We start from the raw sequence: 17,965 nt of genomic DNA, 5'->3' as shown, positions 1-17,965 counted from the left end.
CGATGAGCCGCCGCTACGACTGTGCCGACACCGGGGACCGCGCCACCGGCCTGCGCGAGGCCGCCTCGGCCATCCGCCGCGGCGAACTCGTCGTGCTGCCCACCGACACCCTGTACGGGGTCGGCGCGGACGCCTTCTCGCCGGAGGCCGTGGGCGCCCTGCTCGCCGCCAAGGGCCGCGGCCGCAACATGCCCTCGCCGGTCCTGGTCGGCTCGCCGACCACCCTGCACGGCCTGGTCACCGACTTCTCCGAGCAGGCCTGGGAGCTCGTCGACGCCTTCTGGCCGGGCGGCCTCACCCTGGTCGCCAAGCACCAGCCCTCGCTGCGCTGGGACCTCGGCGACACCCGGGGCACGGTCGCCGTCCGGATGCCGCTGCACCCGGTCGCGATCGAGCTGCTGAACGCCACCGGGCCGATGGCCGTCTCCAGCGCCAACCGGACCGGCGGCCCGTCCCCGGCCACCTGCGACGAGGCCCAGCAGCAGCTCGGCGACGCCATCTCGGTCTACCTGGACGGCGGCACCGCCGACCACGCCCAGGCCTCGTCGATCGTCGATGTCACGGGCAAGGTGCCGGTGCTGCTGCGGGCCGGCGCGATCTCCGTCGAGCAGCTGAGGGAGGTCGTCCCCGACCTGGAGGCCGGCAGTTGACGGCCGCCTCCCTCCATGCCGGGCCCGGCATATCGCCGTACCTGAGCGTGGGCCCCAGGCCGCTGGACCACTTCCGGATCCTGTACGTCTGCACCGGCAACATCTGCCGTTCGCCGATCGCCGAGCGGCTCACCCGGCGTGAGCTGGACACCCGGCTCAACCCCCGGGTGGCCGGCCGGATCCTGGTCGAGTCGGCCGGCACCTGGGGCCACGTGGGCGCGCCGATGGAGGAGCACGCCGCCACGGTGCTGGACGAGTACGGCGCCGACAGCGGCGGCTTCACCGGCCGCGAACTGCTGGACGAGTACGTGGTCGAGGCCGACCTGGTGCTCACCGCGACCCTGGACCACCGGGCCCAGGTCATCTCGATGGGCCACGAGGCGGGGCTGCGCACCTTCACGCTGAAGGAGTTCACCCGGCTGGTCCGCACCATCGACCCGGGCACCCTGCCGGACCCCCGCCGCGGCGCGGACGTCACCGAGCGCGCCCGCGCGCTGGTCCGCGCCGCCGCCGCGCTGCGCGGCTGGCTGCTGGCCGCCGACCCCGAGACGGACGAACTGCACGACCCCTACGGCGCGCCGATCGGGATGTTCCGCAACTGCGGCGAGGAGATATTCCACGCCGTCGACCCGGTGGTCACCGCCCTGACCGGGCTCCCCGCACTGCACTGACGGCGGCCCGCCGGGACGGTGACGTCCCCCTCCCGGCGCCCCTTCCCCCTCTCGCGCCCCACGGCGTCCTCGCGCCTCCCCTCGCGGCATCGGCGCGCCCACCCGGGGGGTCCCGGCACGCGCCGCCGTGCCGGGGCGCGGGGGCGGTCCTACGCTGGAGAAATCCGACCCGACGCGCCCGGGAGCCCCGCCATGACCGTCACCGATGCCGCGACCGGCCCCGTCGACACCGCCGAGGCGCGCTCCGCGGCGCTGTACCGGGCCGATCCGCAGCTGGCCGACCTACTGGCCGCCGAGGCCGAACGGCGGGCCGAGACGATCCAGCTGCTGGCGGGGGAGAACCTCACCGGCGCGGCCGTCCTGGCGGCCCTCACCGGCCCGCTGATCGACAAGTACGCCGAGGGCTACCCCGGCCGCCGCCACCACACCGGCTGCGCGCTCGCCGACGCCGCCGAACTGCTGGCGGTCGACCGGGCCCGCGCGCTGTTCGCCGCCCCGCACGCCAATGTCCAGCCCCGCTCCGGCACCTCGGCGATGCTGGCCGCCTACGCCGCGCTGCTGCGCCCCGGTGACGTGGTGCTCGCGATGTCGCTGGAGCACGGCGGCCACCTCAGCTGCGGCTCGCGGGCCAACTTCTCCGGCCGCTGGTTCGACTTCGTCGGCTACGGGGTGCGCCGCGAGGACGGGCTGATCGACCTCGACCAGGTGCGCGAGCTGGCCCTGCAGCACCGCCCGAAGGCGATCGTGGCCGGTTCGATCTCCTACCCGCGGCACCCGGACTGGGCCGCCTTCCGGGAGATCGCCGACGAGACGGACGCCTACCTGGTGGCGGCCGCCGCGCAGACCACCGGGCTGATCGCGGCCGGCCTGGCGCCGTCCCCGGTGCCGTACGCGGACGTCACCGTGGCGGCCACCCACAAGCTGCTCCGCGGCCCGCGCGGAGGCCTGCTGCTGTCCACCGCGGAGCTGGCGGAGCGGGTCGACCGGGCGGTCTTCCCGTTCAGCCAGGGCGGCGCCGCGATGAACGAGGTGGCCGGCAAGGCCGTCGCGCTGGCCGAGGCCGCGACGCCCGCCTACCGCGCCTACGCGCAGCGCACGGTGGCCGGCGCGCGGGTGCTCGCGGAGGGGCTCGCGCGGGCCGGGGCGCCCCCGCTGACCGGCGGGACCGACACCCATCTGGTGACCGCCGACGTCCGCCCGCTCGGGGTCAGCGGCGCCGAGGCGGAGCGCCGCTGCGCGGCCGCCGGGCTGCTGCTCGGCAAGTGCGCGCTGCCGTACGACGAGGCGCCGCCGTCCGAGGCCTCCGGGATCCGGCTCGGCACCGGTACGGTGACCTCGCAGGGGATGGGCGAGGCGGAGCTGGCGGAGATCGCCGCACTGATCGGACGGCTGCTCGCCGAGGGCACGGACGTCCGGGTGGCGGAGCGGGTCCGGGAGCTGGCGCGGGCCTTCGCCGGGCGCCGCTGAGCGGTTGTTCGAATCTCCTACCCGGTAGGGCGAACCGCGATGCGCGCCCCCGGCGTCGGACTCAATAAGGTGTGTGCCGTGGCGACGCACCTCGAACCCCGGACAGGCACGGGAGTACCTTCGGTACCCACCCGTCGGACAGCGCTGCAGGAGGCCAGTGGTGCGTGAGTATCTGCTGGTGCTGTTCTGCACCGCGGCCGTCACCTATCTGCTGACCGGCCCGGTCCGGAAGTTCGCCATCGCGGCGGGGGCGATGCCCCCGGTCCGCGCCCGCGACGTGCACCGCGAGCCCACGCCGCGGCTCGGCGGCATCGCGATGTTCGGCGGACTCTGCGCGGGCATCCTGGTCGCCTCCCAGCTGGACAACCTGAGCAAGGTGTTCTCCCAGGGCACCGACATCCGGGCGCTGCTCTCCGGCGCCGGCATCATGTGGCTGCTCGGCGTGCTGGACGACAAGTGGGGCGTGGACGCCCTGGTGAAGCTCGGCGGCCAGATGATCGCCGCCGGTGTGATGGTCTGGCAGGGCGTCACGGTGATCACCCTGCCGGTGCCGGGCTTCGGCCCGGTCGCGGTGAGCCCCACCCAGGGCATGGTCATCTCGGTGGTCATGGTCGTCGTCATGGTCAACGCGGTGAACTTCATCGACGGCCTGGACGGCCTGGCCGGCGGCATGGTCTGCATCGCCGCGATGGCCTTCTTCCTGTACTCCTACCGGCTCTGGTACGGCTACACGATCACCGACGCCGCCCCCGCCGTGCTGTTCAGCGTGCTGCTGATCGGCATGTGCCTGGGCTTCCTGGCGCACAACATGCACCCGGCCCGGATCTTCATGGGCGACTCCGGCTCGATGATGCTCGGGCTGATGCTGGCCGTCGCCGCGATCTCCATCACCGGCCGGGTCGACCCCGACCTCATCACCAGCGAGCTGGGGTCGCAGACCGCCACCGTGCACGCCCTGGTGCCGATCTACATCCCGCTGCTGCTGCCGCTGACGGTCATCGCGCTGCCGCTGGCGGACCTGCTGCTCGCGGTGGTCCGCCGCACCTGGGCGGGCCAGTCCCCGTTCGCCGCCGACAAGCGCCACCTGCACCACCGACTGCTCCAGGTCGGCCACTCGCACAGCCGCGCCGTACTGATCATGTACTTCTGGGCCGCGCTGATCGCGTTCGGGACCGTCGCCTTCTCGGTCACCAACACCGGCCGTACCGTCGTCCTCATGCTGGCCGGGCTCTGCCTGGTCGGCCTGGTGGTGCTGCTCACCCCGCAGTTCCGGCCGCGGGCCCCGCGCGCGGTGCAGGCCTTCGTGCCGCCGCGCTACCGCCGCCGCCGTCCGCGGGCCGGTGCCGAGGCCGTCGAGGCCCCGGTCACGGAGGGTGGGGAACTCACCGCCGACTCGGCCGGGCGTACGGCCTCCGAACCGATGGCGGAGCTGTCGGCCGAGGACAAGCGGCTGCTCGGCGGGGTGGCGAAGGGCTCGTCGGCGATCACCGGGCGTGGCCACGGCAACGGCCGGGGCCGCTAGCGGAGGTGATGATCCGTCAAGCGCCGTCACCCGTCCGGCGGCACTTCCGGGCCGCCGGTGTGACAGGTGCCACACATTCATGGTAAAGCTCTCATCAAATAGTTTGTGATACCGTTCACGAGTACCGAGAACACGCCGAAAGACCTGACAGGTGGATGACTTCCGTCCCTGGCGGGTCTCCCTCGACGGGCTCGCCGTCGAGCGGCCGGCCCGCGGCGGTCCCGGTCCGGTGTCACCCACCGCGTTTCTCTGCCCGTCCCCCCGCCACATCGACATGCCCGCCGGAGCTGCCGACATGCCGTCCAACGACGCCCGGATCCTCCGAGGCGCCGCGATCCCCACTGCGGCCGCCGGAGTCATCGCGATGGCGATCTCCTTCGCCGTCGCCGGGGGCAAGGGCCTGCTCGGCGCGCTCTTCGGCGCCCTTCTGGTGATGGCCTTCTTCACCTTCGGGCAGGTCGCCCTCGACCGACTGACCAGGTCGAACCCGCACATCCTGATGGCCGCCGCGCTGCTGGTGTACACCACGCAGATCCTGCTGGTCGGCATCGTGCTGGCGGTGTTCAAGGACACCGACCTCTTCAACCGGCAGGCGTTCGCCTTCACCCTGCTCGGCTGCGCGCTGATCTGGACCGGGTTCCAGGTCCGCGGCGCGCTGAAGGCCAAGACCTTCTACGTCGATCCCGACGCCTCCGGCCCCGACGCCTCCGAAACGAAGGCCGGGAAGCCGTCCGACAAGGGGCGTCAACAGTGACGACGCCCCACTGTCCCCCCAACGAGGGGGGCGGTGTTTATGCCGCGCTGACGGGCTGCTATCGTCCGTCGCAACAACGGAGTACGGGAAGAGGCCTGGTCTGTCCGCACGGCGGACCGATCGCCCCCCGGATCCGCGCAGTCTTCGATGATCCCGCTCCGGTGCAGCGCACTGGCGCGCGGGGTCGGCGAGAAACCCATCAAGTTCCAGTGCCGCTCCGTGGTCGCAGGCCACGCCGACACAGCGAGGTTGCCGTAACCATGCGTCACGACGAAGGAGTCCGTGGTGAGTGCTGAACTCACGTCCCTCGCCTCAGGCAGTTGCCACTTCGGGGACGCTGGCTGCGGCTTCCCGGCCCCGGGCCTGAACGAGTTCCAGTTCGAGCCGATCTTCTCGATCGGCAGCTTCGACTTCAACAAGCCGATGCTGCTCTCGATCATCGTTGCCTCGCTGGTCGTCGTGTTCTTCTGGGCCGCGTTCGCCAAGCCGAAGCTGGTCCCGGGCAAGCTGCAGCTGGTCGGTGAGATCGGCTACGACTTCGTCAAGCGCTCCATCGTGCTGGAGACGATCGGCAAAAAGGGCGAGAAGTACGTCCCGATGCTGGTCTCGATGTTCTTCTTCGTGTGGCTGCTGAACATCATGTCGGTCATCCCGTTCGCCCAGTTCCCGGTGACGGCGGCGATCGCGTTCCCGGCCGGTCTGGCCGCGGTCGTGTGGATCACCTACATGACGCTGACCTTCAAGAAGCACGGCTTCGTCGGCGGTCTCAAGAACCTCTGCTGGCCCTCGGGCATTCCCGGCTGGGTCATGTTCATCCTGGTGCCGATCGAGTTCTTCTCGAACATCTTCGTGCGCCCCTTCACGCTCGCGGTCCGAGCCTTCGCGAACATGTTCGCCGGCCACCTGCTGATCGTGATGTTCTCCATCGCCTCCTGGTACCTGCTCAGCCCGACCCTGGGCGCGCTGTACGGCTCGGCCTCGTTCATCGTCGCCGTCGGCCTGACCGCCTTCGAGCTGCTGGTCCAGTTCCTGCAGGCCTACATCTTCGTGATGCTGGCCAGCAGCTACATCGCCGGTGCCCTGGAAGAGGCGCACTGAGCCAGGGGCCGTTGCGGCCCTCTTGAACCACCCCCGGAACGCCCGGTGGCCAATCACCACCGGATCACCATCCCCGCAAAGGACACATTGCAATGAGCATGCTCGCTGAGGTCGGCGTCTACGGTTCCGTCGCTTCCATCGGCTACGGCCTCGCCGCGATCGGCCCCGGCATCGGTGTCGGTCTCATCTTCGGTAACGGTGTCCAGGCCATGGCCCGCCAGCCCGAGGCCGCCGGCCTGATCCGTTCCAACATGTTCATCGGCTTCGCGCTGACCGAGGCGCTCGCCCTCATCGGCATCGTCATGCCGTTCGTCTTCGGCCAGGGCCCCAAGTAATTCCCGCCGTAGACCCTTCGAGGAAGGTCCAGATATGAGCATCGCGGCTCACCTCGCGGAGGAGGGGGAGATCATGAACCCCCTTCTGCCCGCATGGCCCGAGATCATCATCGGCCTGCTCTGCTTCTTCATCGTCTTCGGGATCCTCGGCAAGAAGCTCCTCCCCAGCATCGAGAAGGTGCTGTCGGAGCGCCGGGACGCGATCGAGGGCGGCATGGAGCGCGCCGAGGCCGCTCAGGCCGAGGCCCAGGCCACGCTTGAGCAGTACCGCGCGGAGCTCGCCGAGGCGCGTCACGAGGCTGCCCGCATCATCGAGCAGGCTCGCGAGCAGGGCGCCGCCCAGCTCGCCGAGATGCGCGAGGAGGGCCAGCGCCAGCGCGAGGCCATCGTCGCCGCCGGCCACGCCCAGATCGAGGCCGACAAGAAGCAGGCGACCGCCGCCCTGCGCCAGGACGTGGGCTCGCTGGCCACCCAGCTGGCGTCCCGCATCGTGGGTGAGTCCCTCGAGGACCACGCGCGGCAGAGTGGCGTCGTCGACCGCTTCCTGGACGAGCTGGAGGCCAAGGCCGCCGTTGCTCAGGGTGCGGCCAAGTGATCGGCGCCAGCCGCGAGGCTCTGGCCGCCGGGCGGCAGAACCTGGAGAGCCTGACCGACTCCACCTCGGTGGACGCGGCCAAGCTCGCCGAGGAGCTCTCCGCCGTCACGACCCTGCTGGACCGTGAGGTGTCGCTCCGCCGTGTCCTGACCGACCCGTCCCGGTCGGGCCAGGACAAGGCGCAGCTGGTCTCCTCGCTGCTGACCGGCCAGGTCTCCGGCGAGACGGTCGACCTGGTGTCCGGTCTGGTCCGGTCCCGCTGGTCGGGCGGCCGCGACCTGGTCGACGCCACCGAGCAGCTGGCCGCGTACGCCGAGGTCATCGCCGCCGACAAGGCCGGTGCCCTGGACGACGTCGAGGACGAGCTGTTCCGGTTCGGCCGGGTGGTGAGCGGCTCGCACGAGCTGCGCGCCGCGCTGACCGAGCCCAAGGCCGGTGCCGTCGCCAAGGCGGCCCTGATCAAGAAGCTGCTCGGCGGCCGCGCTCGCGCGGGCACCGTGCGGCTGGTCACCAACCTGGTGAACAACCCGCGTGGCCGTAGCCTGGAGCAGGGACTGGAGTCCTACTCCAAGCTCGCCGCGGCGCGGCGCGACCGGGTGGTGGCCCAGGTCACCACCGCGGCTCCGCTGTCGGACGGCCAGAAGGAGCGCCTGTCGGGTGCTCTCGGCCGGCTGTACGGCCGCCAGGTCCACCTGAACATCGACATCGACCCCGAGGTCGTCGGCGGTGTCCGGGTGCAGATCGGTGACGAGATCATCGAGGGCACGGTGTCGAGCCGCCTCGAGGGCGCGCGCCAGTCGCTCGAAGGCTGAGCACCGAAGCAGCACATCCGACCCTCGGTCGGGAAACCGGCTCCACCGGAGTCGGGAAAACGTACGGCCGGTTCATACGACCCGGCCGAGAGTCGAGTACTTGCGGCCCTCAATGGCGGGCCGAGGATCGCAAACTAGGAGAGCAGGGAAGCCTGATGGCGGAGCTTACGATCCGTCCGGAGGAGATCCGGGACGCGCTGGCCGACTTTGTCCAGTCGTACCAGCCGGACGCCGCCTCTGTGGAAGAGGTCGGCACGGTCACTGACGCGGCGGACGGCATCGCCCATGTCGAGGGTCTGCCCTCGGTCATGGCGAACGAGCTGCTCAAGTTCGAGGACGGCACCCTCGGCCTCGCGCTGAACCTCGACACCCGCGAGATCGGTGTCGTCGTCCTCGGTGAGTTCGGCGGCATCGAGGAGGGCCAGACGGTGCGCCGCACCGGAGAGGTCCTCTCCGTTCCGGTCGGCGACGGCTACCTCGGCCGCGTCGTGGACCCGCTGGGCAACGCGATCGACGGCCTGGGCGACATCGCCTCGACCGGTCGTCGCGCCCTGGAGCTCCAGGCTCCGGGCGTCATGGCCCGCAAGTCGGTCAAGCAGCCGCTGCAGACCGGCATCAAGGCCATCGACGCGATGACCCCGATCGGCCGCGGCCAGCGCCAGCTGATCATCGGTGACCGCCAGACCGGCAAGACCGCGGTGGCCGTCGACACGATCATCAACCAGCGCGACAACTGGCGCTCGGGCGACCCGGAGAAGCAGGTCCGCTGCATCTACGTCGCCGTGGGCCAGAAGGGCTCCACCATCGCGTCCGTCCGTGGCGCCCTGGAGGAGGCCGGCGCGCTGGAGTACACCACCATCGTGGCCGCTCCCGCCTCCGACCCGGCCGGCTTCAAGTACCTCGCCCCGTACACCGGCTCGGCCATCGGCCAGGAGTGGATGTACGACGGCAAGCACGTCCTGATCATCTTCGACGACCTGTCGAAGCAGGCCGAGGCCTACCGTTCCGTTTCCCTGCTGCTGCGCCGCCCGCCGGGCCGCGAGGCCTACCCGGGTGACGTCTTCTACCTGCACTCCCGTCTGCTGGAGCGCTGCGCCAAGCTGAACGACGCCCTGGGCGGCGGCTCGATGACCGGTCTGCCGATCATCGAGACCAAGGCCAACGACGTCTCGGCGTACATCCCGACCAACGTCATCTCCATCACCGACGGCCAGTGCTTCCTGGAGTCCGACCTGTTCAACGCCGGCATCCGCCCGGCCGTGAACGTCGGTATCTCGGTCTCCCGCGTCGGTGGCTCCGCCCAGATCAAGGCCATGCGCTCGGTCGCCGGCCGACTGCGTCTGGACCTCGCCCAGTACCGCGAGCTGGAGGCGTTCGCCGCCTTCGGTTCCGACCTGGACGCGGCCTCCAAGGCCCAGCTGGAGCGCGGTGCGCGCATGGTCGAGCTGCTGAAGCAGGGCCAGTACCAGCCGTTCCCGGTCGAGGAGCAGGTCGTCTCCATCTGGGCCGGCACCAACGGCAAGCTGGACGACGTCCCGGTCGCCGAGATCCGCCGGTTCGAGCGCGAGTTCCTGGACTACGTCCGCCTCCAGCACAAGGACCTGCTGGCCGGCATCGTCGAGACCGGTCTGCTGGCCGACGGCACCGTCGACGCGCTGACGAAGGCCATCGAGTCCTTCAAGGCGGGTTACCAGACCGCTGACGGCAAGCTGCTCTCCGAGCAGGCCTGAGTCCGGTAGCGAGGGAAAGGACGTAACGACCCATGGGAGCACAGCTTCGGGTCTACAAGCGCCGGATCCGCTCTGTCACCGCGACGAAGAAGATCACCAAGGCGATGGAGATGATCTCCGCGTCGCGCATCGTCAAGGCGCAGCGCGCGGTGGCCGCCTCCACTCCGTACGCCGATGAGCTCACCCGGGCGGTGACGGCGGTGGCCACCCGGTCCAACGCCAAGCACCCGCTCACCACCGAGAACCCGAGCGCCTCGCGCGCCGCGGTCCTGCTGATCACGGCGGACCGCGGTCTGGCGGGCGGCTACTCGACCAACGCCATCAAGGCCGCGCTGACGCTCTCCGAGCGCCTGCGCGCCGAGGGCAAGGACGTGGTGACGTACATCGTCGGCCGCAAGGGCGTCTCGTACTACGGCTTCCGCAACCTCCGGGTCGCGGGTTCGTGGACGGGCTTCTCCGACAAGCCGACCTACGGCGACGCGAAGACGGTGGCCTCCGAGCTGATCGAGGCCTTCACCGCGGAGACCGGCGGTGTGGACGAGCTCCACCTGATCTCGACCGAGTTCGTGTCCATGCTGACGCAGAACGCGGTCGAGGCGCGGCTGCTGCCGCTGAAGCTGGACGAGGTCCAGCTCAGCGACCAGAGGCCGGCCAAGTCGGAGATCTTCCCGCTGTACGACTTCGAGCCGTCGGCGGAGGGCGTGCTGGACGCGCTGCTGCCGCGGTACGTCGAGAGCCGGATCTACAACGCGCTGCTGCAGTCGGCCGCTTCCGAGCACGCCGCCCGCCGCCGCGCCATGAAGAGCGCGACGGACAATGCCGGCGAGCTCATCAAGTCGCTCACGCGGCTTGCCAACTCGGCCCGTCAGGCCGAGATCACCCAGGAAATCAGCGAGATCGTCGGTGGCGCGAACGCCCTGGCCGACGCTAGCGCGGGGAGCGAATGAGTATGACCACCACTGTTGAGCCGACCACGGCGACGGGCCGCGTCGCGCGGGTCATCGGCCCGGTCGTCGACGTGGAGTTCCCCGTCGACGCGATTCCGGACATGTTCAACGCCCTGCACGTCGAGGTGGACAACCCCGACGGCACGGGCAAGAAGACCCTGACCCTCGAGGTCGCCCAGCACCTCGGCGACGGCGTGATCCGCGGCATCTCGATGCAGCCGACCGACGGCCTGGTCCGCGGTTCGCAGGTCTCCGACACCGGTGCCGCGATCTCGGTTCCGGTCGGCCAGATCACCAAGGGCAAGGTCTTCAACGCCCTCGGTGACGTGCTGAACGTCGACCAGGCGGAGTTCGACAAGCAGGTCGAGGTCCGCTGGCCGATCCACCGCAAGGCCCCGGCCTTCAAGGACCTCGAGTCCAAGACCGAGATGTTCGAGACCGGCATCAAGGTCATCGACCTCCTCACCCCGTACGTCCAGGGTGGCAAGATCGGTCTGTTCGGTGGCGCCGGTGTCGGCAAGACCGTTCTGATCCAGGAGATGATCTACCGCGTCGCCGAGAACTTCGGTGGTGTGTCGGTGTTCGCCGGCGTCGGCGAGCGCACCCGTGAGGGCAACGACCTCATCGACGAGATGGTCGACTCGGGCGTTCTGGACAAGACCGCGCTGGTCTTCGGCCAGATGGACGAGCCGCCGGGCACCCGTCTGCGCGTCGCGCTCTCCGCGCTGACCATGGCGGAGTACTTCCGCGACGTCGAGAAGCAGGACGTGCTCCTCTTCATCGACAACATCTTCCGGTTCACCCAGGCCGGTTCCGAGGTGTCGACCCTGCTCGGCCGCATGCCCTCCGCGGTGGGCTACCAGCCGAACCTGGCCGACGAGATGGGCCTCCTGCAGGAGCGCATCACCTCGACCCGCGGTCACTCGATCACCTCGATGCAGGCGATCTACGTCCCCGCGGACGACCTGACCGACCCGGCGCCGGCCACCACCTTCGCCCACCTGGACGCGACCACCGTTCTGTCGCGTCCGATCTCGGAGAAGGGCATCTACCCGGCCGTCGACCCGCTGGACTCCACGTCCCGCATCCTCGACCCGCGGTACATCGCTGCGACCCACTACGACACGGCTGTCCGTATCAAGGGGATCCTGCAGAAGTACAAGGACCTCCAGGACATCATCGCGATCCTCGGTATCGACGAGCTGTCCGAGGAGGACAAGGTCACGGTCCACCGTGCCCGCCGCATCGAGCGCTTCCTCTCGCAGAACACCTACGTGGCGAAGCAGTTCACCGGTGTCGAGGGCTCGACCGTCCCGCTGTCGGAGACCATCGAGGCCTTCAACTCGATCGCGGACGGCAAGTACGACGCCGTCCCGGAGCAGGCCTTCTTCATGTGCGGTGGCATCGAGGACCTCGAGAAGAACGCCGCCGAGCTGGCCAAGAAGTAGTCCGGCCGGTAGCAGCCGAGCGTGAACGCGAGGGGTGGGCCCCAACCCTGGGACCCGCCCCTCGCGCCGCACCGGCTGTGATTCCGGTCAAATCCGTGCCGCCGGTTTCATGCCGGGGGCGCGGGCCCGTTATTCTTACCGAAACTCCCGAGTAATCGGGCGTTGCATGAGCCTAGGAGCCCACGTTGGCTGAGCTGCACGTCGAGCTGGTCGCAGCCGACCGCAAGGTGTGGTCCGGTGCGGCCACCATCGTCGTCGCCCGTACGGCCTCCGGTGACACCGGCATCATGCCGGGTCACACCCCGGTGCTGAGCGTGCTGGAGACCGGTCCGGTCACCATCCGCACCACGGACGGCAACACCGTGATCGCCGCGGTGCACGGCGGCTTCATCTCCTTCGCCGACAACAAGCTTTCTCTGCTCGCGGAGATCGCCGAGCTGGCGGACGAGATCGACGTCGCGCGCGCCGAGCGCGCACTGGACAAGGCCAAGTCCGACCTGGACGAGCACGCCGAGCGGCGCGCCGAGGTCCGGCTGTTCGCGGCGCGCGGCCTCAAGGCCCACGCCTGAGTGTGCCGGACCCCGCCTGAGCGGGGTCGACCGACGGTCCCGGGGACGCGTGAGCGTGACCCCGGGACTGTCGTCTCAGTTGGTAGGACAACGCGGTCGCCTGGTACGACCGACACGGGGAACGCGGGTAGCGAGGAGGTAGGTGAGCATGGTCCTCGCCCTTGTGGTGTGTGCGGCGGTCGTGGCGCTCGGTGTGATCGGGTTGGTCGCGTTCGCGGTACGCCGCCGTGTGATCCAGCGGGTCGGCGGCACGTTCGACTGCAGCTACCGGCTCAAAATGCCGGCCGACGCCTCGACGCAGCCCGACCTCGACGAGAACGGCCAACCCACCCCGGCCCCGGTCCCGCAGACCGATGGCAAGGGGTGGGTTTTTGGTATCGGCCGGTACAGCGGGGACTCCATCGAGTGGTTCCGGGTCTTCTCGTACGCCCCGCGCCCGCGCAAGGTGCTGCCGCGCCGGGAGATCGAGGTGCTCGGCCGGCGCTACCCGGAGGGGCAGGAGGAGCTGGCCCTGCTCTCCGGCTCGGTGGTGCTGCGCTGCCTGCACAACGGCGCCCCGCTGGAGCTGGCGATGAGCGAGGACGCGCTCACCGGCTTCCTCGCCTGGCTCGAAGCGGCCCCGCCCGGGCAGAGGGTCAACGTCGCGTAGCGACGAGACCCTCGGGGTGGGGGTCCCCCCGGCCGGAGGCTGGGGGAGGTCAACGTCGCGTAGCGACGAGACCCTCGGGGCCGGGAGCGTTAACGTCGCCTAACCGGCCCGCTAGGCTGGCCGCATGGTCAATCTGACGCGCATCTACACCCGCACCGGCGACGACGGCACCACCGCGCTGGGCGACATGAGCCGCACGACCAAGACCGACCCGCGCCTGGTCGCGTACGCGGACACCAACGAGGCCAACGCCGCGATCGGCGTGGCGATCGCCGCCGGCGCGCTGCCCGAGGACGTGGCCACCGTGCTGACCCGGGTGCAGAACGACCTCTTCGACGTCGGCGCCGACCTGGCCACCCCCGTCGTCGACGACCCGAAGTACCCGCCGCTGCGGGTCGAGCAGTCCTACATCGACAAGCTCGAAGGGGACTGCGACCACTACCTGGCGGCGCTGGTGAAGCTCCGCAGCTTCATCCTGCCCGGCGGCACCCCGGGCGCCGCGTACCTGCACCTGGCCTGCACCGTGGTGCGCCGGGCCGAGCGGGCCACCTGGGCGGCGATCGACGCCCACGGGGACACCGTCAACCCGCTGACCGCCAAGTACCTCAACCGGCTGTCCGACCTGCTGTTCATCCTGGCCCGGTCGGCCAACAAGGAGCGCGGCGACGTGCTCTGGGTGCCGGGCGAGAACCGCTGAGTCCCGGCGGACCGGTGGCTCAGCGGTCCGACCGCTCGGGGACCCGGCCGTCCTCGTCGACGGCGTCGGCCGGGGGCTGCTTCGGCCAGATCGTGTAGCTGGCGGCGATCGCGGTGTTCACCACCGCGGCGATGCCCAGCTTCCAGTACCACTGGTCGAACACCCCGGTCCCGGGGGCGTCCGAGAGCAGCTTCAGCGCGGTGATCAGGGTGATCGTGATCGCCACCGAGACCAGCGTCCGGCGGCACACCTGCCACTCGTAGCGGCTGCGCTCCGCGCCGTACTTCGGCGCGGGCGGCGGCTTCGGCCCGCCGGCGAAGCGGTGCAGGAACCGGCCGTCGGCCCAGCGGACCACGGACGGGCCGTAGCCGACCGAGAAGCCCAGGTAGCTCGCGGCGAGCGGGTGCGTCCAGGAGGCGGTGGCGCCGCCGCGCAGGTCGAACAGGGTGAGCAGGAAGAGCGCCAGGTCGATCACGGGCAGGCCGACCAGCAGGACGGTGCTCACGGTGCGCCACCGCAGCAGGTAGCGGGTGGCCAGGCCCAGGGCGAGGACCACCCAGAAGGCGGCCTCGGCGGAGATGACGAGGGTGACGATCATGGTCTGCTCCGACGCTCGGTGATGCCTCCAGCGTCCCGGAGCGCCGTCACGCGCGCGTCGTCGCGGGGAACGGACCCGGGCTGCATCTTTCGATGTACGGCCGCTCCTCCCGGTACCGGAGCCGCCGCGACCGCGGGGATGATCTGATGGGGGCGTGCGCAGACCCACCCTCACCCCGCGGCAGGTCGACGGGGCGATCGCGCTCTGCGGGCTGCTCGGCGGGCTGCTGCTGATGGCCTTCCGGGTGTACGACCACGCGTCGACCGTCCAGCGCTGGCAGGTGCTGCCGGCGCTGCTGGCGATGTCGGGCCTGGAGCTGATGCGGCGGACCCGGCCGATCCTGGTCGTGTCGCTCGGCGGGCTCGTCTTCGCCGGGAGCATCTTCTCCGGCGCGCTGCTGGCGACCACCATCATGTACACCGACCTGCTGTACGCGGCGGTGGTGTACGGCCCCCGCCGGATGTCGCCGGTCCTGCACGTGAGCGGCACCGTCTCGGTGCTGGTGCTGACCAGCCTGACCTTCGTCTACGCCGATCCGGCGACGGCCGTCGCGGTGGTCGTGGTCACCGTGCTGATCTTCCTGGGCCCGCTGTGGACCGCGGACATCGTGCGCAAGCACCGGCAGGAGGCGGAGGCCCAGCGGCTGCGGGCGGAGCAGACCGCGCTGCTCTCGGAGATGGACCGGCGCGAGGCGGTGGTCGCGGAACGGGCCCGGATGGCACGCGAGTTGCACGACGTGGTGGCCAACCACCTGTCGGCGATCGCGATCCACGCGACCGGCGCCCAGTCGTTGGCGCGGCGTCAGCGCCGCGCGGCGGACGATCCGGTGGTGGAGGTGCTCGGGGTGATCCGGGAGAACAGCGTCCAGGGGTTGGCCGAAATGCGCCGCATCATCGGGCTGCTGCGTGACAGCGGCGGTGGCGAGGCCGACGAGTCGTACGCCGCGCCGGACCTCTCGGCGGTGGACGCGCTGCTCGCCAAGGCGCGGGCGGCCGGGCAGGACGTCGGGCTGGTCTTCGAGCTGGCCGAGCGGGGCGAGCGCGGCGGCCTGCCGGTGCCGGTGGAGCTGGCCGCGTACCGGATCGTGCAGGAGTCGCTGACCAACGCCCTCAAGCACGCCGGCCCGGGGGAGGTGCGGGTGCTGCTGGACTTCCGCCCCGAGGAGCTGTGGATCGCGGTGGACAGCCCGTTCCGCCAGGGGGCGGGGCAGGCGCTGCCGGGCGCCCGGGCGGGACTGGTCGGCATGGCGGAGCGGGCCTCGCTGCTGGGCGGCAGTTTCGAGGCCGGGCCGCGGGGTGACAGCTGGAGCGTGCGCGCGGTGCTGCCGCGGGCGCTGACGACGGAGGAAGGGACGGGGCGGGCATGACGATCCGGGTGCTGGTCGCGGAGGACCAGGCGGCGGTCCGGGCGGCGCTGGTGATGATCCTGCGGGCCGAGCCCGGCCTGGAGGTGGTCGGGCAGGCGGCGGACGGCGAGGAGGCCGTCCGGCTGGCGCTGGAGCTGCGGCCGGACGTCGTCCTGATGGACGTGCAGATGCCGCGGCTGGACGGCGTCTCGGCGACCCGTCAGGTGGTGGCGGCCGGGGCGGCGCAGGTCCTGGTGCTGACCACCTTCGACCTGGACGAGTACGTCTACGGCGCGCTGCGGGCCGGGGCGGCCGGCTTCCTGCTGAAGGACCTGGAGGCGGACACCCTGGTCGAGGGCATCCGCACGGTGGCCCGCGGGGACGGCATGCTGGCGCCCTCGGTGACCCGGCGGCTGATCGGCACCTTCGCCCGCCCGGACCGGGTGGTGGGGCCGGAGGTGCGGGCGGCGGTGGACGGGCTGACGCCGCGCGAGCGGGAGGTGCTGGCCTGCATCGGCGCCGGCCTGTCGAACGGTGAGATCGCCGGGCGGCTGGAGATGGCGGAGGCGACCACCAAGACGCACGTCAGCCGGATCCTGGCGAAGCTGCGGCTGCGCAGCCGGGTGCAGGCGGCGATCCTCGCCCAGGACCTCGGTCTGATGATCTGATCGGCTGATTTGCTCAGCTGACCAGGTCGGTCGCAGATCACACCCTCGGATGGCACCACGGGCCGCGTACGGGGACTAAAGTCCGGCCCATGAGCGATGCGGCTCGGTGGGCGACCCCTGCCTTGAGCCGCCTTCAGGGCCCGCCCATCCGGGCGGCGACGGCATCGGGAGACCAAGCCATGAGCAGTGCGTCCAGCAAGCAGATCGCCGTGATCGGTGCCGGCCTGATGGGCGCGGGCATCGCCCAGGTCTCCGCCCAGGCCGGGCACCCGGTGGTTCTGCGCGACGTGACCGAGGAGGCGCTGCGGCGCGGCCTCGACGGCATCCGCGCCTCGTACGACAAGTTCGTGTCCAAGGGCAGGCTCACCGCCGAGGACGCCGAGGCGGCGCTCGGCCGGATCACCACCACCACCGACCTGGGCGCGGTCGCCGAGGCCGACATCGTGGTCGAGGCCGTCTTCGAGCAGCTGGACGTCAAGGAAGGCGTCTTCAAGGAGCTGGACAAGCTCGCCAAGGACGGCGCGGTGCTCGCCTCCAACACCTCCGCCATCCCGATCACCCGGATCGCCGCCGCCACCTCGCGCCCCGAGTCGGTCGTCGGCGTGCACTTCTTCTCGCCGGTGCCGCTGATGAAGCTGGTCGAGCTGGTCCGCGGCTACAAGACCAGCGACGAGACGCTGGCCGCCGCCCGCGCCTTCGCCGAGGGCGTCGGCAAGGAGGTCGTGGTGGTCAACCGCGACGTGGCCGGCTTCGTCACCACCCGCCTGATCACCGCGCTGGTCGTCGAGGCCGCCAAGCTCTACGAGTCGGGCGTCGCCAGCGCCGAGGACATCGACACCGCCTGCCGCCTCGGCTTCGGCCACCCGATGGGCCCGCTGGAGACCGCCGACCTGACCGGCGTGGACATCCTGCTGCACGCCGCGCGGAACATCTACAACGAGACCCAGGACGAGAAGTTCGCCGCGCCGGAGATCATGGCGCGCATGGTCACCGCCGGTGACCTCGGCCGCAAGAGCGGGCGCGGCTTCTACCCGTACGCGGGCAAGTGACCCCGGGCCGGTGAGCCGGTGAACGGGCGGGCCGCGCGGTCGTGGAACCGTACGGCCCGTCCTTCCGGAGGCGGGTGAGTTTCCTCACGCCGGTGCCGCAGACGGGTGATTTGGGCGGTAATCGAGCGTAGGTGTGGAGAGTTCCTGCGTATATTCCCTCGGACGAGTGAAGTTGCTTCAGATCCGGCCGCAACCAGCAACCCAGGGGGCCGGCTCGCCGTCAGATGGATGACAGGGGAACCCGGCATTCCGGCCGGGGCCGGCGCGTGGGGCCCCGGGGCCCGCCCGGCGCCGGACCGCCACCACCCCCCTTCGGCCCGGGACCGCCGGCGACACCCGTACCCACCGACATCCCCCACCC

General features: G+C 70.9%; 19 protein-coding genes. 18 read left to right on the top strand and 1 reads right to left on the bottom strand.

Going from position 1 to position 17,965, the window contains the following annotated elements; genetic code table 11:
* Positions 1 to 2 precede the first annotated feature (2 nt).
* The 15 genes from ACFCLZ_RS15035 to ACFCLZ_RS14965 all read left to right on the top strand — a co-directional run bounded on the left by ACFCLZ_RS15035 (position 3) and on the right by ACFCLZ_RS14965 (position 13,944).
* Entirely contained in the window at positions 3 to 650 is a 648-nt protein-coding gene (locus ACFCLZ_RS15035; RefSeq protein WP_380285391.1) for an L-threonylcarbamoyladenylate synthase, read from the top strand.
* A 29-nt stretch (positions 651 to 679) separates the two neighbouring features.
* Complete coding sequence (locus ACFCLZ_RS15030; RefSeq protein WP_380286174.1) at positions 680 to 1,321, top strand: protein-tyrosine-phosphatase; 642 nt, start codon at positions 680 to 682, stop codon at positions 1,319 to 1,321.
* Positions 1,322 to 1,513: 192 nt separating this feature from the next.
* Positions 1,514 to 2,788 (top strand): serine hydroxymethyltransferase, encoded by a 1,275-nt coding sequence (gene glyA, locus ACFCLZ_RS15025; RefSeq protein WP_380285390.1) that lies wholly within the window; start codon positions 1,514 to 1,516, stop codon positions 2,786 to 2,788.
* A 160-nt stretch (positions 2,789 to 2,948) separates the two neighbouring features.
* Positions 2,949 to 4,310, top strand: coding sequence for an MraY family glycosyltransferase (locus ACFCLZ_RS15020; protein WP_380285389.1), 1,362 nt, complete (start codon positions 2,949 to 2,951; stop codon positions 4,308 to 4,310).
* Between the two features lie 295 nt (positions 4,311 to 4,605).
* Entirely contained in the window at positions 4,606 to 5,064 is a 459-nt protein-coding gene (locus ACFCLZ_RS15015; RefSeq protein ID WP_380285388.1) for a hypothetical protein, read from the top strand.
* A 285-nt stretch (positions 5,065 to 5,349) separates the two neighbouring features.
* Positions 5,350 to 6,162: a F0F1 ATP synthase subunit A gene (gene atpB, locus ACFCLZ_RS15010; protein ID WP_380285387.1), complete on the top strand. Its 813-nt coding sequence runs from the start codon at positions 5,350 to 5,352 to the stop codon at positions 6,160 to 6,162.
* 92 nt (positions 6,163 to 6,254) lie between these two features.
* Positions 6,255 to 6,497 (top strand): ATP synthase F0 subunit C, encoded by a 243-nt coding sequence (atpE, locus tag ACFCLZ_RS15005; RefSeq protein WP_030302757.1) that lies wholly within the window; start codon positions 6,255 to 6,257, stop codon positions 6,495 to 6,497.
* Between the two features lie 34 nt (positions 6,498 to 6,531).
* Positions 6,532 to 7,092 carry a F0F1 ATP synthase subunit B gene (locus tag ACFCLZ_RS15000; RefSeq protein ID WP_376091430.1) on the top strand — a complete coding sequence of 187 codons (561 nt, stop codon included), beginning with the start codon at positions 6,532 to 6,534 and terminating at the stop codon, positions 7,090 to 7,092.
* Positions 7,089 to 7,904 carry a F0F1 ATP synthase subunit delta gene (locus ACFCLZ_RS14995; protein WP_380285386.1) on the top strand — a complete coding sequence of 272 codons (816 nt, stop codon included), beginning with the start codon at positions 7,089 to 7,091 and terminating at the stop codon, positions 7,902 to 7,904. The genes ACFCLZ_RS15000 and ACFCLZ_RS14995 overlap by 4 nt, the downstream gene beginning before the upstream one ends.
* A 155-nt stretch (positions 7,905 to 8,059) precedes the next feature.
* Positions 8,060 to 9,634 carry a F0F1 ATP synthase subunit alpha gene (atpA, locus tag ACFCLZ_RS14990; RefSeq protein ID WP_380285385.1) on the top strand — a complete coding sequence of 525 codons (1,575 nt, stop codon included), beginning with the start codon at positions 8,060 to 8,062 and terminating at the stop codon, positions 9,632 to 9,634.
* A 32-nt stretch (positions 9,635 to 9,666) separates the two neighbouring features.
* Positions 9,667 to 10,581, top strand: a complete 915-nt coding sequence (locus tag ACFCLZ_RS14985) for a F0F1 ATP synthase subunit gamma (RefSeq protein ID WP_380285384.1) — start codon at positions 9,667 to 9,669, stop codon at positions 10,579 to 10,581.
* 2 nt (positions 10,582 to 10,583) lie between these two features.
* Positions 10,584 to 12,029 (top strand): F0F1 ATP synthase subunit beta, encoded by a 1,446-nt coding sequence (gene atpD / locus ACFCLZ_RS14980; protein ID WP_380285383.1) that lies wholly within the window; start codon positions 10,584 to 10,586, stop codon positions 12,027 to 12,029.
* 185 nt (positions 12,030 to 12,214) lie between these two features.
* Positions 12,215 to 12,598, top strand: a complete 384-nt coding sequence (locus ACFCLZ_RS14975; protein ID WP_376091445.1) for a F0F1 ATP synthase subunit epsilon — start codon at positions 12,215 to 12,217, stop codon at positions 12,596 to 12,598.
* Between the two features lie 148 nt (positions 12,599 to 12,746).
* The gene (locus tag ACFCLZ_RS14970) at positions 12,747 to 13,247 is read left to right on the top strand and encodes a DUF2550 domain-containing protein (protein ID WP_344324216.1); all 501 of its coding nucleotides are present in this window, start codon (positions 12,747 to 12,749) and stop codon (positions 13,245 to 13,247) included.
* A 124-nt stretch (positions 13,248 to 13,371) separates the two neighbouring features.
* Positions 13,372 to 13,944, top strand: a complete 573-nt coding sequence (locus ACFCLZ_RS14965) for a cob(I)yrinic acid a,c-diamide adenosyltransferase (RefSeq protein WP_380285382.1) — start codon at positions 13,372 to 13,374, stop codon at positions 13,942 to 13,944.
* 19 nt (positions 13,945 to 13,963) lie between these two features.
* Here ACFCLZ_RS14965 and ACFCLZ_RS14960 read toward each other — a convergent pair whose 3' ends face one another.
* The gene (locus tag ACFCLZ_RS14960) at positions 13,964 to 14,542 is read right to left on the bottom strand and encodes a hypothetical protein (RefSeq protein WP_380285381.1); all 579 of its coding nucleotides are present in this window, start codon (positions 14,540 to 14,542) and stop codon (positions 13,964 to 13,966) included.
* 154 nt (positions 14,543 to 14,696) lie between these two features.
* Between ACFCLZ_RS14960 and ACFCLZ_RS14955 the strand changes: the two genes are divergently transcribed.
* The 3 genes from ACFCLZ_RS14955 to ACFCLZ_RS14945 all read left to right on the top strand — a co-directional run bounded on the left by ACFCLZ_RS14955 (position 14,697) and on the right by ACFCLZ_RS14945 (position 17,604).
* Positions 14,697 to 15,908, top strand: a complete 1,212-nt coding sequence (locus ACFCLZ_RS14955) for a sensor histidine kinase (RefSeq protein ID WP_380285380.1) — start codon at positions 14,697 to 14,699, stop codon at positions 15,906 to 15,908.
* Positions 15,905 to 16,555: a response regulator gene (locus ACFCLZ_RS14950; protein WP_380285379.1), complete on the top strand. Its 651-nt coding sequence runs from the start codon at positions 15,905 to 15,907 to the stop codon at positions 16,553 to 16,555. The genes ACFCLZ_RS14955 and ACFCLZ_RS14950 overlap by 4 nt, the downstream gene beginning before the upstream one ends.
* A gap of 179 nt (positions 16,556 to 16,734) precedes the next feature.
* Entirely contained in the window at positions 16,735 to 17,604 is an 870-nt protein-coding gene (locus ACFCLZ_RS14945) for a 3-hydroxyacyl-CoA dehydrogenase family protein (protein ID WP_380285378.1), read from the top strand.
* Positions 17,605 to 17,965: the final 361 nt, after the last annotated feature.

This window comes from Kitasatospora purpeofusca (genome assembly GCF_042691725.1).
In the GTDB taxonomy this organism is placed as follows: domain Bacteria; phylum Actinomycetota; class Actinomycetes; order Streptomycetales; family Streptomycetaceae; genus Kitasatospora; species Kitasatospora purpeofusca_B.
Note: the sequence above shows the minus strand (reverse complement) of the source record. Positions and strands in the feature narration are given on the sequence as shown.

Coding starts and splice junctions, on each gene's coding strand:
- atpA (WP_380285385.1), top strand. CDS start 8,060: ATGGCGGAGCTTACGATCCGTCCGGAGGAGATCCGGGACGCGCTGGCC.
- ACFCLZ_RS15000 (WP_376091430.1), top strand. CDS start 6,532: ATGAGCATCGCGGCTCACCTCGCGGAGGAGGGGGAGATCATGAACCCC.
- atpD (WP_380285383.1), top strand. CDS start 10,584: ATGACCACCACTGTTGAGCCGACCACGGCGACGGGCCGCGTCGCGCGG.
- ACFCLZ_RS15035 (WP_380285391.1), top strand. CDS start 3: ATGAGCCGCCGCTACGACTGTGCCGACACCGGGGACCGCGCCACCGGC.
- atpE (WP_030302757.1), top strand. CDS start 6,255: ATGAGCATGCTCGCTGAGGTCGGCGTCTACGGTTCCGTCGCTTCCATC.
- ACFCLZ_RS15015 (WP_380285388.1), top strand. CDS start 4,606: ATGCCGTCCAACGACGCCCGGATCCTCCGAGGCGCCGCGATCCCCACT.
- ACFCLZ_RS14985 (WP_380285384.1), top strand. CDS start 9,667: ATGGGAGCACAGCTTCGGGTCTACAAGCGCCGGATCCGCTCTGTCACC.
- ACFCLZ_RS14960 (WP_380285381.1), bottom strand. CDS start 14,542: ATGATCGTCACCCTCGTCATCTCCGCCGAGGCCGCCTTCTGGGTGGTC.
- ACFCLZ_RS14945 (WP_380285378.1), top strand. CDS start 16,735: ATGAGCAGTGCGTCCAGCAAGCAGATCGCCGTGATCGGTGCCGGCCTG.
- glyA (WP_380285390.1), top strand. CDS start 1,514: ATGACCGTCACCGATGCCGCGACCGGCCCCGTCGACACCGCCGAGGCG.
- ACFCLZ_RS14965 (WP_380285382.1), top strand. CDS start 13,372: ATGGTCAATCTGACGCGCATCTACACCCGCACCGGCGACGACGGCACC.
- ACFCLZ_RS14950 (WP_380285379.1), top strand. CDS start 15,905: ATGACGATCCGGGTGCTGGTCGCGGAGGACCAGGCGGCGGTCCGGGCG.
- ACFCLZ_RS14970 (WP_344324216.1), top strand. CDS start 12,747: ATGGTCCTCGCCCTTGTGGTGTGTGCGGCGGTCGTGGCGCTCGGTGTG.